Origin of the sequence: Streptomyces venezuelae (genome assembly GCF_008642375.1) — a bacterium.
Classification (GTDB): domain Bacteria; phylum Actinomycetota; class Actinomycetes; order Streptomycetales; family Streptomycetaceae; genus Streptomyces; species Streptomyces venezuelae_G.
Map to the genome: position 1 here is coordinate 4,326,032 of NZ_CP029194.1, position 14,382 is coordinate 4,340,413.

At 69.7% G+C, this 14,382-nt stretch carries 11 protein-coding genes; 7 read left to right on the plus strand and 4 right to left on the minus strand.

Annotation, left to right across the window (positions count from 1 at the left end):
* Positions 1-72: 72 nt before the first annotated feature.
* Positions 73-1,515, minus strand: coding sequence for a CCA tRNA nucleotidyltransferase (locus DEJ46_RS19750; protein WP_190622758.1), 1,443 nt, complete (start codon positions 1,513-1,515; stop codon positions 73-75).
* 190 nt (positions 1,516-1,705) lie between these two features.
* Here DEJ46_RS19750 and DEJ46_RS19755 point away from each other — a divergent pair, with 190 nt between their 5' ends.
* From DEJ46_RS19755 to trxA, 7 genes are all read left to right on the plus strand, one after another.
* Positions 1,706-4,090, plus strand: a complete 2,385-nt coding sequence (locus DEJ46_RS19755) for a DUF6049 family protein (protein ID WP_150268237.1) — start codon at positions 1,706-1,708, stop codon at positions 4,088-4,090.
* A gap of 45 nt (positions 4,091-4,135) precedes the next feature.
* Positions 4,136-6,367 carry a murein biosynthesis integral membrane protein MurJ gene (gene murJ, locus DEJ46_RS19760; RefSeq protein WP_150268239.1) on the plus strand — a complete coding sequence of 744 codons (2,232 nt, stop codon included), beginning with the start codon at positions 4,136-4,138 and terminating at the stop codon, positions 6,365-6,367.
* A gap of 116 nt (positions 6,368-6,483) precedes the next feature.
* Complete coding sequence (locus tag DEJ46_RS19765) at positions 6,484-8,175, plus strand: protein kinase family protein (protein WP_150268241.1); 1,692 nt, start codon at positions 6,484-6,486, stop codon at positions 8,173-8,175.
* Positions 8,176-8,200: 25 nt separating this feature from the next.
* Positions 8,201-8,905, plus strand: a complete 705-nt coding sequence (sigM, locus tag DEJ46_RS19770) for an RNA polymerase sigma factor SigM (RefSeq protein WP_190622760.1) — start codon at positions 8,201-8,203, stop codon at positions 8,903-8,905.
* Positions 8,902-9,840, plus strand: a complete 939-nt coding sequence (locus tag DEJ46_RS19775) for a hypothetical protein (RefSeq protein WP_150268243.1) — start codon at positions 8,902-8,904, stop codon at positions 9,838-9,840. Before sigM ends, DEJ46_RS19775 begins: the two co-directional genes overlap by 4 nt.
* A gap of 139 nt (positions 9,841-9,979) precedes the next feature.
* The gene (gene trxB / locus DEJ46_RS19780) at positions 9,980-10,945 is read left to right on the plus strand and encodes a thioredoxin-disulfide reductase (RefSeq protein WP_150268245.1); all 966 of its coding nucleotides are present in this window, start codon (positions 9,980-9,982) and stop codon (positions 10,943-10,945) included.
* A gap of 47 nt (positions 10,946-10,992) precedes the next feature.
* The gene (trxA, locus tag DEJ46_RS19785) at positions 10,993-11,325 is read left to right on the plus strand and encodes a thioredoxin (RefSeq protein WP_150268247.1); all 333 of its coding nucleotides are present in this window, start codon (positions 10,993-10,995) and stop codon (positions 11,323-11,325) included.
* Between the two features lie 79 nt (positions 11,326-11,404).
* On the opposite strand, the gene DEJ46_RS19790 is transcribed toward trxA, so the two are convergent.
* The 3 genes from DEJ46_RS19790 to DEJ46_RS19800 form a co-directional block, all read right to left on the minus strand.
* A complete protein-coding gene (locus DEJ46_RS19790) occupies positions 11,405-12,022 on the minus strand; it encodes a GNAT family N-acetyltransferase (protein ID WP_150268249.1) in 618 nt (205 codons plus the stop codon).
* 161 nt (positions 12,023-12,183) lie between these two features.
* Entirely contained in the window at positions 12,184-13,275 is a 1,092-nt protein-coding gene (locus DEJ46_RS19795; RefSeq protein WP_150268251.1) for a ParB/RepB/Spo0J family partition protein, read from the minus strand.
* Positions 13,272-14,348, minus strand: coding sequence for a ParA family protein (locus tag DEJ46_RS19800; RefSeq protein ID WP_150274577.1), 1,077 nt, complete (start codon positions 14,346-14,348; stop codon positions 13,272-13,274). Before DEJ46_RS19800 ends, DEJ46_RS19795 begins: the two co-directional genes overlap by 4 nt.
* Between the last annotated feature and the right edge of the window lie 34 nt (positions 14,349-14,382).

Consider the following 14,382-nt stretch of genomic DNA (forward strand, 5'->3'; position numbering starts at 1 on the left):
GTCGATCAGGCGGGTGTTTCACGTGAAACGTGGGGTTTCACGTGAAACATCGCTCTGATTTCCCGGCTCGACTCAGCCGCGCGCGGCCCACCACTCCTTGAGTGCCGCGATCGCCTCGTCGTGCTCCATCGGCCCGTTCTCCAGCCGGAGCTCCAGCAGGAACTTGTACGCCTGCCCGATGGCCGGACCGGGCCCGATGCCGAGGATCTCCTGGATCTGGTTGCCGTCCAGGTCAGGACGGATCGCGTCCAGCTCCTCCTGCTCCTGGAGCTGGGCGATGCGCTCCTCCAGGCCGTCATAGGTGCGGGAGAGAGCCGTCGCCTTGCGCTTGTTGCGCGTGGTGCAGTCCGAACGGGTCAGCTTGTGCAGCCGCGATAGCAGGGGTCCGGCGTCGCGGACATAGCGGCGCACCGCCGAGTCGGTCCACTCGCCGTCCCCGTATCCGTGGAAGCGGAGATGCAGCTCGACCAGCCGCGAGACGTCCTTGATCATCTCGTTGGAGTACTTCAGCGCGGTCATGCGCTTCTTGGTCATCTTCGCGCCCACCACCTCGTGGTGGTGGAAGGAGACCCGTCCGTCCTTCTCGAAGCGACGGGTGCGCGGCTTGCCGATGTCGTGGAGCAGGGCCGCGAGGCGCAGCACCAGGTCGGGGCCGTCCTCCTCCAGGTCGATCGCCTGGTCGAGCACCGTCAGCGAGTGCTCGTAGACATCCTTGTGCCGGTGATGCTCGTCGCTCTCCAGGCGCAGCGCGGGCAGCTCGGGGATGACATGGTCGGCGAGACCGGTGTCCACGAGCAGGCCGAGGCCCTTCCGGGGGTGGGCCGAGATCAGCAGCTTGTTGAGCTCTTCCCTGACCCGCTCGGCGGAGACGATCTCGATCCGGCCAGACATCTCCCGCATCGCCGTGACGACCTCGGGTGCCACCTCGAAGTCCAGCTGGGCGGCGAACCGCGCGGCACGCATCATGCGCAGGGGGTCGTCGGAGAAGGACTCCTCGGGCGTTCCCGGCGTGCGCAGGACCCGGGCGGCCAGGTCCTCCAGGCCGCCGTACGGATCGATGAACTCCTTCTCGGGGAGTGCCACGGCCATGGCGTTGACGGTGAAGTCACGCCGGACGAGGTCCTGGCCGATGGAGTCGCCGTACGAGACCTCGGGCTTCCGGGAGGTCCGGTCGTACGCCTCGGAGCGGTACGTCGTGACCTCGATCTGGTAGCCGTCCTTCTGCGAGCCGACCGTCCCGAAGGCGATCCCGACCTCCCAGACGGAGTCGGCCCAGGGGCGGACGATCTTCAGGACGTCCTCGGGGCGGGCGTCCGTGGTGAAGTCCAGGTCGTTGCCGAGCCGGCCGAGCAGGGCATCCCTCACCGAGCCGCCGACCAGCGCGAGACTGAACCCGGCCTCCTGGAAACGGCGGGCAAGGTCGTCGGCGACAGGGGACACACGCAGCAGTTCGCTGACCGCGCGGTGTTGCACCTGGCTCAGTGCAGTCGGGGTGTCTTCGTTGGCGTTCGGCACAACAGAAAAGGGTACGTGCCCCGGTCCACCGCGGCGTCCCCGTTTTCCCTCGGGCCGGACACACGGGCCCATCGGCTGGAGCAGTCCCCGGCACTTGCCCCCGGCGTGCCTCGTTACCATGCCTGGACACAGCAACCGGGAACCATCGAAACCACTGGCACCACAGACAACGACGAGGATGGGCGAACGCGTGGGCGAGGCGGCAGACATTCAGGGAACCGGTCCCTCACCTGCCCGCCGATGGCTGCGGCGCACCATCACGGTCGCCGTCGGCGCGCCGCTGCTCGCCGGACTCCTCCAGGCCCCGACCGCGACACCCGCGGACGCCGCCGAGGAAGCCGCCGTCTCCAAGACCGTCGATGTGTCCCTCGACACGCTGTCCCCGACCGCGCCCGTGGAGGGTGACACGGTCACCGTCTCGGGGACGGTCACCAACCGGGGCAAGAAGACCATCACCGACGCGACCGTGGACCTCCGGGTCGGCCCGATGATGACGAGCCGCAGCGAGATCGACCAGGCGTCGGACCGCACCGGCTACCGCGACGACAGCGACCCCGCCCCGCTCGACGAAGCCCCCACCGTCAAGATCCCCCGCCTCGGCGCCGGGCTCAGCGCGGACTTCTCCCTCTCGGTCCCGGTCTCCGAACTCGGTCTCGACGAGTCGGGCGTCTACCAGCTGGGCGTCTCGCTCACGGGCCAGACCTCGGACCGGCGCTACGACCGGGTCCTCGGCATCGAGCGGACCTTCCTGCCGTACCAGCCGGAAGCCACCGAGAAGAAGACCCAGCTCACCTACCTCTGGCCGCTGATCTCCTCGGCCCACGTCTCGGCGGAGACGGCCACGGACGATCAGCAGACCCCGGTCTTCGAGGACGATGCCCTGGCCGCCGAGCTGCGTCCGGGTGGCCGTCTCGAGCAGATGGTCTCGCTGGGCAAGGACCTGCCGGTGACCTGGGTGATCGACCCGGACCTGCTGGCCACCGTCGACGCCATGGCCAATGGCTACCGAGTGAAGGACGGCATCGCCCACGTGCCGGGCAAGAACGCGGCCGTGGCCGAGCAGTGGCTGAACGCGCTGGAGAAGGCGGTGCAGGGCCGCAAGATCGTCGCCCTGCCGTTCGCCGACCCCGACCTCGCTTCCCTCGCTCACCGCGGCAAGGACGTCCCGGGCTCCCTGGGCCACCTCCAGTCGGCGACCTCGCTCGCGGCGACGACCGTCGAGACCGTCCTCCACGTCCAGCCGTCCACCGACTTCTCCTGGCCCGTGGAAGGAGCGGTCGACCCCTCGATCGTGGCCGTCGCCACCTCGGCCGGCGCCAACAAGGTGATCGCCCGCAGCGACAGCGTCCGCGACGACCTCTCGTACACGCCGACGGCGGCCCGTCCCCTCGGCAACGGCAGCACGACGGCCGTCGTGACCGACCAGCTGCTGTCCACCGCCTTCGAGGGCGACATGGTCCGCACGGAGACCTCCACCCTCGCGGTCCAGGAGTTCCTCGCGCAGTCGCTCGCGATCACCCTGGAACAGCCGGAGCAGCAGCGCAGCGTCGTGGTCGCCCCGCAGCGGGTACCGAGCGTCTCCCAGGCGCAGACGATGGCGGCCGCCCTGCGGGGCCTCTCCGCCCAGCGCTGGAGCCATCCGATCGACCTCCAGGCGGCTGCCGCGGCCAAGCCCGACCCGAACGCCTCCACCGCGGTGCCCAGCGGCTCCCGGTACCCGAAGCAGCTGCGCGACCGGGAACTGCCCGTCCAGACCTTCCGCGACATGAAGACCACCCGCGACGAGCTGGACGACTTCAAGATCGTCCTGACGCTCCCGGACCGTGTCGTGACCCCGTTCGGCAACGCGATCAACCGCGAGATGTCCACCTCCTGGCGCGGTCAAGCCAGGGCGGCCGCCGTCTACCGGAACGACGTCCTGCAGTACCTGCAGGACCTCACCGAGGGCATCCAGCTGGTCGACAAGTCGGACCTCACCCTGTCCGGGCGCAGCGCGACGATTCCCGTGACCGTCCAGAACAAGCTGCTGCAAGGCGTGGACGACCTGGTCCTGCGCCTCACCTCGGGCAACGGAAACCGGCTGGAGCTGAACGGCGGGCGATACGCCGAGCTCCCCGTGAAGATCAACGCCGGGCACAGCCAGTCGGTGAAGTTCGAGGCGTCGGCCAACGTCAACGGCCAGGTCCCGATGACGGCCCAGCTCTACACCGCGGACGGCACCCCGTACGGGCAGCCGATGACCTTCAACGTCAAGGTCTCCGAGATCACCGCCACGGTGATGCTCGTGATCGCCGGCGGTGTGTTGCTCCTCGTCCTCGCAGGCGTCCGGATGTACAGCCAGCGCAAGCGGGTCGCGGCCAGGAAGGCGGAGACCGAAGCCGAGGAGACCGAAGCCGAGGAATCATCCGAGGCTGAGGAATCCGAGGCCGGAGGATCCGAGGCGGGCACGGAGACGGATCCCGAGGACACCGGGGACGCCGCGGACGGCGAACCCGAGCAGCCGAGTGACCCGACACCGGACACCGTGTCCGAAAGCGGTGACCCGTCGGGCCCGGGTGAGAAAGTGGACCGTTGAGCGATGTCGTGGCCGGTCGGCCGGGGACGATGAGGTGGGGTAACCATGAACGCGCCGTACGACGGTGACCGCGGCCAGGGCGCGGGCGGCACCGCGCCGTCCGGTGGGACGCCCGCGGCACCCCCCGGTTCCGGGTACCCACCGGTGCCTCCCTCGGCTCAGCAGGGCGTCCCCGACCCGCACGGGCAGGATCCCTACGCGCAGAATCCGTACGCCCAGGACCCCTACGTCCAGGACGCCTTCACCCACGACCCGTACCGTGCCCAGGATCTCTCCGCGCAGGACCCGGTGACCGAGGCGCTCTACGACCGCGCCGCGCACCCGCCGCCCCCGCCCGGCACCTACCAGGAGCCCCAGCCGCTCTACCAGCAGCCCGCCGCGCCCCACCACGCCCCGGACCCCCGCGTGTGGGCGCAGACCCCGGCGCCCGAGCCCGACGGCCCCTCGCGTCACCTGCCGTACGGCGACGACGCCCGCACGGTGCAGTTCACCGGAGTCGACGACCTGGTCACCCGCGCCGGCGAGGAGCAGCCCGAGCCGGACGCGTTCGCGCACCTCTACCGGGACCAGCAGACGCCCGGCCAGGTGCCCCCGCCCGCCTCGGAGCCGGACCCCATGCCCGTTCCCGCCCCCGCACCGAAGAAGTCCGGCCGCGCCTCCGGGCTGCTCAAGTCGAGCGCCGTGATGGCCGCCGGCACCCTGGTCTCCCGGCTCACCGGCTTCGTCCGCAGCCTGGTGATCACCGGTGCGCTCGGCGCGGCACTGCTCGGTGACACCTTCACCATCGCGTACACCCTGCCGACGATGATCTACATCCTCACCGTCGGCGGCGGCCTCAACTCGGTCTTCGTGCCCCAGCTCGTCCGCTCCATGAAGAACGACGAGGACGGCGGCGAAGCCTATGCCAACCGCCTGCTCACGCTCGTGATGGTGGCACTCGGCCTGATCGTGGTGGCGGCGGTCCTCGCCGCACCGCTGCTGGTCCGGCTGATGTCTAACACGATCGCCGACGACGCCGCGGCCAACAGCGTGGCCGTCACCTTCGCCCGCTACTGCCTGCCCACGATCTTCTTCATGGGTGTGCACGTGGTGATGGGTCAGATCCTCAACGCCCGTGGCAAGTTCGGCGCGATGATGTGGACGCCGGTCCTCAACAACATCGTCATGATCGTCACGTTCGGCCTGTTCATCTGGGTCTACGGCACTTCCGCCGAGTCCCACATGGGCGTCCAGACCATTCCCGACGAGGGCATCCGCCTGCTGGGCATCGGCACCCTCCTCGGGCTCGTCGTGCAGGCCCTGGCGATGATCCCGTACCTCCGCGAGACGGGCTTCCGCTTCCGGCCCCGCTTCGACTGGAAGGGCCACGGGCTCGGCAAGACGGTCAAGCTCGCCAAGTGGACGGTCCTGTTCGTCCTCGCCAACCAGGCGGGCGTCCTGGTCGTCACCCAGCTCGCCACCGCCGCCGGTCAGGAGTCGGGGAAGAACGGCGCCGGCTTCCTCGCCTACTCCAACGCCCAGCTGATCTGGGGCATGCCGCAGGCCATCATCACCGTCTCCGTCATGGCCGCGCTGCTGCCGCGGATCTCCCGCGCCGCCCACGACAACGACCCGGGCGCCGTCCGCGACGACATCTCGCAGGGCCTGCGCAACTCGGCCGTCGCGATCGTCCCGGTCTCCTTCGCCTTCCTGGCCCTCGGCGTCCCGATGTGCACCCTGCTCTACGCCTCCAGCGGCGTCGAGGCCGCCCAGGGCATGGGCTTCATCCTGATGGCCTTCGGACTCGGCCTGATCCCCTACTCCGTCCAGTACGTCGTGCTCCGCGGCTTCTACGCCTACGAGGACACCCGGACGCCCTTCTACAACACGGTCATCGTCGCCGCCGTGAACGCGGCCGCCTCCGCCCTCTGTTACGTCCTCCTGCCCGCGCAGTGGGCCGTCGTGGGCATGGCCGGCGCCTACGGGCTCGCCTACTCCGTCGGTGTCGGCATCGCGTGGCGCCGCCTGAGCAAGCGCCTCGGCGGCGACCTGGACGGCACCCAGGTGATGCGGACCTACGCTCGACTCTGCATGGCCTCCGTGCCCGCGGCGATCGTGGCCGGTGCCGTCGGCTTCGGGCTGCTGAAGCTCCTGGGCGAAGGTGCCCTGGGCTCCCTCGTCGCCCTGCTCGTCGGCGGAGCCGTCCTCCTGGGTGTCTTCTTCGTCGCGGCCAAGCGCATGCGGATCACGGAGCTGAACACCCTGGTCGGCATGGTGCGGGGACGCCTGGGACGCTGAATCGACGTCCCCGCACAACCATCGGCGGGGACCGCGTGTCGTGCATAGCGTCGGACTGTGGGCACAATTGGCTTGGCTGTTGGAAGTGGCGCAACGGATGGGGAGGCAGGACGACGGTGGCGGAACGTAGCACGGCCGCCGTCGACGTGGCCGACAGCGGTGACGACCCGCTGACCGCCAAGGCGGACAAGGCCGCGACCGACGGGGTGGCGACAACGCAGAAGATGGCGGAGAAGACCGCCGAGGCCACGGAAAGCAAGGCGGTCGAACGACAGAGCGGCGAACAGCCTTCCATCACGGCACCGGAACTGCACAGTGGCCACAAGCTGGCCAGACGGTACCGACTGGAGGAGTGCGTCACTCGTCTGGACGGCTTCAGCAGTTGGCGTGCCGTCGACGAGAAGCTGCGCCGTGCCGTCGGGGTCCACCTGCTGCCGGCGGACCACCCCCGGGCCCGCTCCGTCCTGGCGGCGGCCCGTTCCGCGGCGCTGCTCGGCGACCCCCGGTTCGTCCAAGTCCTCGACGCCGTCGAGGAGAACGACCTCGTGTACGTCGTGCACGAGTGGCTGCCCGACTCGACCGAGCTGACCGCGCTGCTCGCGACCGGCCCGATGGAGGCGCACGACGCCTACCAGCTCGTCAGCCAGGTCTCGCAGGCCATGGCCGCCGCCCACCGCGAAGGTCTCGCGCACCTCCGGCTCACCCCGAGCGCCGTCCTGCGCAGCTCCACCGGCCAGTACCGGATCCGCGGCCTCGCCGTGAACGCCGCCCTGCGCGGCATCACCGCCGAGCGCCCCCAGCTCACCGACACCGAGGCCATCGGCGCCCTGCTGTACGCCGCCCTCACCCAGCGCTGGCCCTACGACAGCGACGCCTACGGGCTCTCCGGCCTTCCCAAGGGCGTGGGGCTCCTCTCACCCGACCAGGTAAGGGCCGGGGTCCACCGCGGCCTCGCCGAGATCGCCATGCGCGCCCTCGCCAACGACGGCGCCACGGCCTCCCGTCAGGACCGGCCCTGCACCACCCCGGACGAGCTCGCCAAGGCCGTCGCGGCGATGCCCCGCGTGAAGCCGCCGGAGCCGGTGTTCCCCACCCCGACCGACTACCAGCGCACGACGTACCAGCAGGGCACGTACGGCCGCCCGCAGGCACGTCCCGTCGCCGCCACCCAGCCGGTCATCGCGCCTCCGGCCCCGCTCCAGAGCCGTACCGGCACGGCACTGAAGTGGGCCGTCTCGGCCCTCCTGATCGCCGCTCTGGGCCTGGGCAGCTGGCAGATCGCCGACCGGCTCCTCGCCAACGAGCCGACCACCAAGACGCCGGTCACATCCCCCACGGTCGACGAGAAGCCCGAGCCGCCCAAGCCGATCTCCATCGTGTCCGCCCAGGACTTCGACCCGGCCCCGCAGGGCAACGGCACGGAGAACCCCCAGGCCATACAGCTCGCCTACGACGGCGACCCCAACACCTACTGGCACACCGTGAACTACTACGGTTCCGACTTCGCCAACCTGAAAACCGGGGTCGGCCTGGTCCTCGACCTGGGCACGGCGAAGGAGATCAGCTCGGTCGAGCTGTCGTTCGTGGGCCAGACCTCGGTGGAGCTCCGCACCGCACCCTCCGACGCTTCGTCGACGCCGTCCATGGCCGACGGGTTCACGACGCAGGCGGAAGGCTCGGGCAGCAACGTGACACTGAAGCCCACCAAGCCGGTCACGACCCGCTACGTTCTGGTCTGGCTGACGGAACTCCCTGCCAACGACGGAGGCTTCCGGGGCAAGCTGTCCGAGATCAAGATCTTGGGCTGACCACCGCACGGGGAGGGGCTCACCATTGGACGCTCCGATAGACGAGTCCACAGGCGACCAGGAACTCTTGGCGCGCCATGTCGCCGGGGACCCGGACGCCTTCAGTGAGCTTGTGCGGCGTCATCGCGACCGTCTGTGGGCGGTGGCCCTGCGCACCCTGGGGGACCGCGAGGAGGCCGCCGACGCCCTCCAGGACGCCCTGCTGTCCGCCTTCCGGGCCGCCCATACCTTCCGGGGCCAGTCGGCCGTCACGACCTGGCTGCACCGCATCACGGTGAACGCCTGTCTCGACCGTGCCCGAAAGGCCGCCTCCCGCAGAACCTCGCCCGTCGACGACACCGACCGGTTCGAGCAGCTCCTCGACCCCCACGAGTCGGCCGAGGCCCCCGCGGAGCGCGAGGACCTCCACCGGCAGGTCCTCGCGGCACTCGCCCTCATCCCCGAGGACCAGCGCGCCGCACTCGTCCTGGTCGACATGCAGGGATACCCGGTCGCGGAGGCGGCACGTATCCTCGGCGTTCCCACCGGAACCGTGAAGAGCCGCTGCGCGCGGGGGCGCTCCCGCCTGCTGCCGATGGTCACTCATCTGCGCGCCGACACAGTGGGTAACGAGGCCGCCGAAGGGGGAAGGAACCGGACGCCGGGGACATCCGTCCCACCGGTGCCGGGGCCGACGAATACCGGACCGACAGATCCAGCTGCTGTGAAGGGCGGAGGTGGGCGCGCGTGACTTCCACGACCGGCAAGGCCGACACGACACAGCACCCGGACGTCTCGGAGATCTCCGATCTGACCGAGGGGCTTCTGTCACCGAGCCGCTCCGCGGCCGTACGCCGCCACCTGGACGACTGTGCCCTGTGTACGGATGTCAGGACTTCCCTGGAGGAGATCCGGGGCCTCCTGGGCACGCTGCCCGGACCGCCGCGCATGCCCGCCGAGATCGCCGGCCGGATCGACGCCGCACTCGCCGCCGAAGCCCTGCTCCAGGCCACCGCGCCGGAGAGCGACGGCCCTGTTTCACGTGAAACATCGCGCCCCCGCACCGAACCTCTCCCCTCCGGCACGCCTTCCCGCGCAGCAGTGCGCCCTGCGGGCCGGCCGAACGCGGCCACCGGCCCCGGCCGCCCCGGAAAGCCCCGTCGCCGCCGGATCGCCCTGGTCTCCTCGATGGGTGCTGCCTTCGCCGCCGCCCTCCTCGGGACGAGCCTCCTCCTCAGCCAGGGCGGTGGTCCGACCGCCGAAATTGCGAACGGAGCCAAGAAGGCGGACGCCAACGCGGTGGCCATGAGCCCCTTCTCCGGGACACCGGTCGAGGAACGCGTCCACGCGCTCCTGGGCGAGGGCGCCGGCGTGGCCAGTTCGCCTCAGGGCGTCGGCCCCGAATCGCTGTCCGCCGAGAGCACCACCGCGAGCACCCCCCAGCGGAACAGGGACAGTGCTGTCCCCGGCTGTGTCCTGGCCGGCACGGGCCGCAGCGACACCGTGCTCGCCCATGAGCGCGGCGAGTACCAGGGCACACCCGCATACCTGCTCGTCCTCGCGGACCCTGCCGACAGCACCCGAGTCCAGGCATTCGTCCTCGACGCCACCTGCGCCGACCGGCCGACGAGCACCGGAAACCCAGCTGCCGATGTTCTGCTCAGCGAGACATACCCGCGTTCCTGATCTCGCTCGGCGTCTCGGCCACGTGCCGCGGGGCAATCTCGGGAATGCATCCCCCGTAGGATCCGTTGGGTGGGGTGAGAGTGACCGAGACAACCGCCCCCGTAGGCAGTGGCAGTCTGCAGAGACGAGGAAGTAACCCGTGAGCGACGTCCGTAACGTGATCATCATCGGCTCCGGGCCCGCGGGTTACACCGCTGCGCTCTACACGGCCCGAGCGTCGCTGAACCCTCTGGTCTTCGAGGGGGCCGTCACCGCTGGTGGCGCCCTGATGAACACGACCGAGGTCGAGAACTTCCCCGGCTTCCGTGACGGCATCATGGGCCCGGACCTCATGGACAACATGCGGGCCCAGGCCGAGCGCTTCGGCGCCGAGCTCATCCCCGACGACATCATCGCCGTGGACCTGACCGGTGACATCAAGACCGTCACCGACACCGCCGGCACCGTGCACCGCGCCAAGGCCGTCATCGTCACCACGGGCTCCCAGCACCGCAAGCTCGGCCTCCCCAACGAGGACGCGCTCTCGGGTCGCGGTGTCTCCTGGTGCGCCACCTGCGACGGGTTCTTCTTCAAGGACCAGGACATCGCCGTCGTCGGCGGCGGCGACACCGCGATCGAGGAGGCCACCTTCCTCTCGCGCTTCGCCAAGTCCGTCACGATCGTCCACCGCCGTGACACCCTGCGCGCCTCCAAGGCCATGCAGGAGCGCGCCTTCGCCGACCCGAAGATCTCGTTCGCCTGGGACAGCGAGGTCACCGCGATCCACGGCGAGCAGAAGCTCAGCGGCCTGACCCTGCGCGACACCAAGACCGGCGCGACCCGCGAGCTGGCCGTCACCGGCCTCTTCATCGCCGTGGGCCACGACCCGCGGACCGAGCTCTTCAAGGGCCAGCTGGAGCTGGACGACGAGGGTTACCTGAAGGTGGCCGCGCCGTCGACCCGCACGAACCTCACGGGCGTCTTCGGTGCGGGCGATGTCGTCGACCACACCTACCGCCAGGCCATCACGGCCGCCGGCACCGGCTGCTCCGCCGCGCTCGACGCCGAGCGCTTCCTGGCCGCCCTCGCCGACAGCGAGAAGCTGGCCGAGACCCCCGCGGTCTGACCCTCGTCTTTCCTCACCCCACACCCCGCGAGAACAAGGAGGCCGCCGTGGCCCTGAAGAATGTGACCGACGCTTCCTTCGATGAGGACGTCCTCAAGAGCGACAAGCCCGTCCTGGTGGACTTCTGGGCTGCCTGGTGCGGCCCGTGCCGCCAGATCGCTCCGTCGCTGGAGGCCATCGCCGCCGAGCACGGCGAGATCGAGGTCGTGAAGCTCAACATCGACGAGAACCCGGCCACGGCCGCCAAGTACGGCGTCATGTCCATCCCGACGCTGAACGTCTACCAGGGTGGCGAGGTCGTGAAGACCATCGTCGGCGCCAAGCCGAAGGCCGCCATCCTGCGTGACCTGGCGGACTTCGTCGAGCCCGCGAACGGCTGACACGTCTCTGTTTCACGTGAAACGTGAAACACGAAAGGCCCGCCCCCCTGGAGGGGCGGGCCTTTCTCGTGTCCCAAGGTCAGAGCGGTCGCAGCGCGGGCTCCTTCTGCACGGCGCCGAGCAGCCGGTCCAGCGCCATCTCGACGTCCTCCTTCCAGGAGAGCGTCGTCCGCAGTTCCAGCCGCAGCCGGGGGAACGCGTGGTGCGGCCGGACGGTCTTGAAGCCCACGGCAAGAAGGTGGTCGGCCGGGAGCACGCAGGCCGGCTCCTTCCACCGGGCGTCGCCGAACGCCTCGATCGCCTTGAAGCCCCGCCGCATCACATCCTTGGCCACGGTCTGCACGACCATCCGGCCCAGCCCCTGGCCCTGGTATCCCGGCATGATCCAGGCCGTCATCAGCTGGACGGAGTCAGCCGCCACCGGACTGGTCGGGAAGGCCGTCGACCGCGGCACGTACGCCGGGGGAGCGTAGAGGACGTAGCCGACGGGCACCTCGTCCACGTAGACCACCCGCCCGCAGGAACCCCATTCCAGGAGGACGGCGGAGATCCAGGCCTCCTTCTCCGCCTCCGGACGACCCGCCTTCACGGCGGCCTCTCCACTTACCGGGTCGAGCTCCCAGAAGACACAGGAGCGGCATCGCCGCGGAAGATCCGAAAGGTTGTCCAGAGTGAGCGGTACGAGCCGACGCCCCACGGCTGCCCCTCGCTTCCCTCGCCCTCGAGCACGGATACGCCTCTCAGAATCGTATCGACCGGGCGATCAAGGGGACACCGCTCCAAGGCAAAGGGCGGGTCGGGCTCCGGTGAAGACCGGAGTCCGACCCGCCCTGGCCGTAAATCGACGCAGCGAGAACGTCAGCCCTGCTCGTTCTGCTGGGCGTTCTTCTGGTCCATGACCTTCCCCTCGCCAGGGGCGAGGGTCGAGAGGATCCGGTCCAGATCATCCATCGAAGCGAACTCGACGACGATCTTGCCCTTCTTCTGCCCCAGGTCGACCTTCACCCGCGTCTCGAATCGGTCCGAGAGCCGGGACGCGAGATCGGTCAGCGCGGGCGAGACCCGTCCCCCGGCCCGCGGGCCCTTCGGCTTGACCGCGGCAGGCTCCTCGGAGCCCATGAGGCTCACGATCTCCTCGACGGTACGCACGGAGAGACCCTCGGCGACGATCCGGTAGGCCAGCTGGTCCTGAGCCTCCGCGTCCTCCACGCCGAGCAGGGCCCTCGCGTGGCCGGCGGAGAGCACGCCGGCGGCGACCCTCCGCTGCACCGGCGGAGAGAGCCGCAGCAGACGCAGCGTGTTGGAGATCTGCGGGCGGGAACGCCCGATCCGCTCCGCGAGCTGGTCATGCGTGCAGCCGAAGTCCTTGAGCAGCTGCTCGTAGGCGTGGGCCTCTTCGATCGCGTTCAGCTGGGCCCGGTGGAGGTTCTCCAGGAGGGCGTCCAGGAGCATCTTCTCGTCGTCGGTGTCCCGGACGATCGCCGGGATCCGCTCAAGACCGGCGGTCGTCGATGCCCGCAGGCGACGCTCGCCCATGACCAGCTCGTAGCGCTCGTCACCGATCTTGCGTACGACCACGGGCTGGAGGAGGCCGACCTCCTTGATGGAGATGACGAGCTCCGCCAGGGCGTCCTCGTCGAAGACCTCACGCGGCTGGTGCCGGTTGGGAACGATCGCGTCGATCGGAAGCTCGGTGAAGTAGGCCCCGCCCTGAACCTCCGGGACGGCCTCCTCCTCGCCCCACGACGCATCCGAGTCGGGTGACGGGCTGCTGTGCGGAAGCGTCGCCAGCTTGGCAGCAGCCACGCCCCGCTCCGAGGGCAGCACGGGGACCGCACCGGAGGAGGTCGTGCCGACCCCGAGGCCGACCGCCGGAACCTTCTGTTCCTGCGGGGCGGCGGGGATCAGCGCACCGAGCCCACGTCCCAACCCCCTAGGTCGCTTGCTCACTGGATCCCCTCCGACATGCTGCGCTGGTTGTTCTGGTGCCCTGCGTGGGCGTGCTGCGGGTCGTAGTGCAGGGCAGCACCCCGCAGAGCGATCTCACGAGCGGCCTCCAGATACGACAGGGCACCACTGGAGCCCGGGTCGTACGTGAGAACCGTCTGGCCGTAACTCGGCGCCTCCGAGATGCGGACGGACCTCGGAATGCTGGTCCGCAGCACCTCTTCGGCGAAGTGCGTGCGCACCTCGTCGGCGACCTGGGAGGCGAGCCTCGTCCGGCCGTCGTACATGGTGAGCAGGATGGTCGAGACGTGGAGCCCGGGGTTCAGGTGCCCCCGGACCAGCTCGACGTTCCGCAGGAGCTGGCCGAGCCCTTCCAGCGCGTAGTACTCGCACTGGATCGGGATCAGCACTTCGGCGCCCGCCACCATGGCGTTCACCGTGAGCAGGCCGAGTGAGGGCGGGCAGTCGATCAGGATGTAGTCGAGCGGCTGCTCGTAGGCCTGGATCGCCCGCTGCAGACGGCTCTCACGAGCCACCAGCGACACCAGCTCGATCTCCGCACCGGCGAGATCGATGGTGGCCGGGGCACAGAAGAGGCCCTCGACGTCCAGGACCGGCTGCACCACCTCGGAGAGCGGCCGGCTGTCCACCAGCACGTCGTAGATCGAGGGGACCTCGGCGTGGTGATCGATGCCGAGCGCCGTGGAAGCGTTGCCCTGCGGGTCCAGGTCGATGACCAGGACCCGGGCACCGTGCAATGCCAGGGAGGCGGCAAGGTTGACGGTCGTGGTCGTCTTGCCCACGCCGCCCTTCTGATTGGCGACCACCATCACGCGCGTCTGGGCCGGTCGGGGAAGTCCCTCACCGGCACGGCCCAGGGCTTCTACTGCCAGTTGGGCAGCACGACCAATGGGGGTGTCGTCCATCGGGGGCAATGTTTCACGTGAAACATCCTCCCCCACCGATTCGGTTCGGGGACCGGGGACCGGATCGGTCATCGGTCCCGCGATGTTGGCGTCGGACCGCAAGGATTCACTCTCCTCGGCTTCAGGCTCGCGATGAGCAGAGCCTGCCATGCTTTCGGGGTCGTGAACCAGCGAGGTCGGTGGT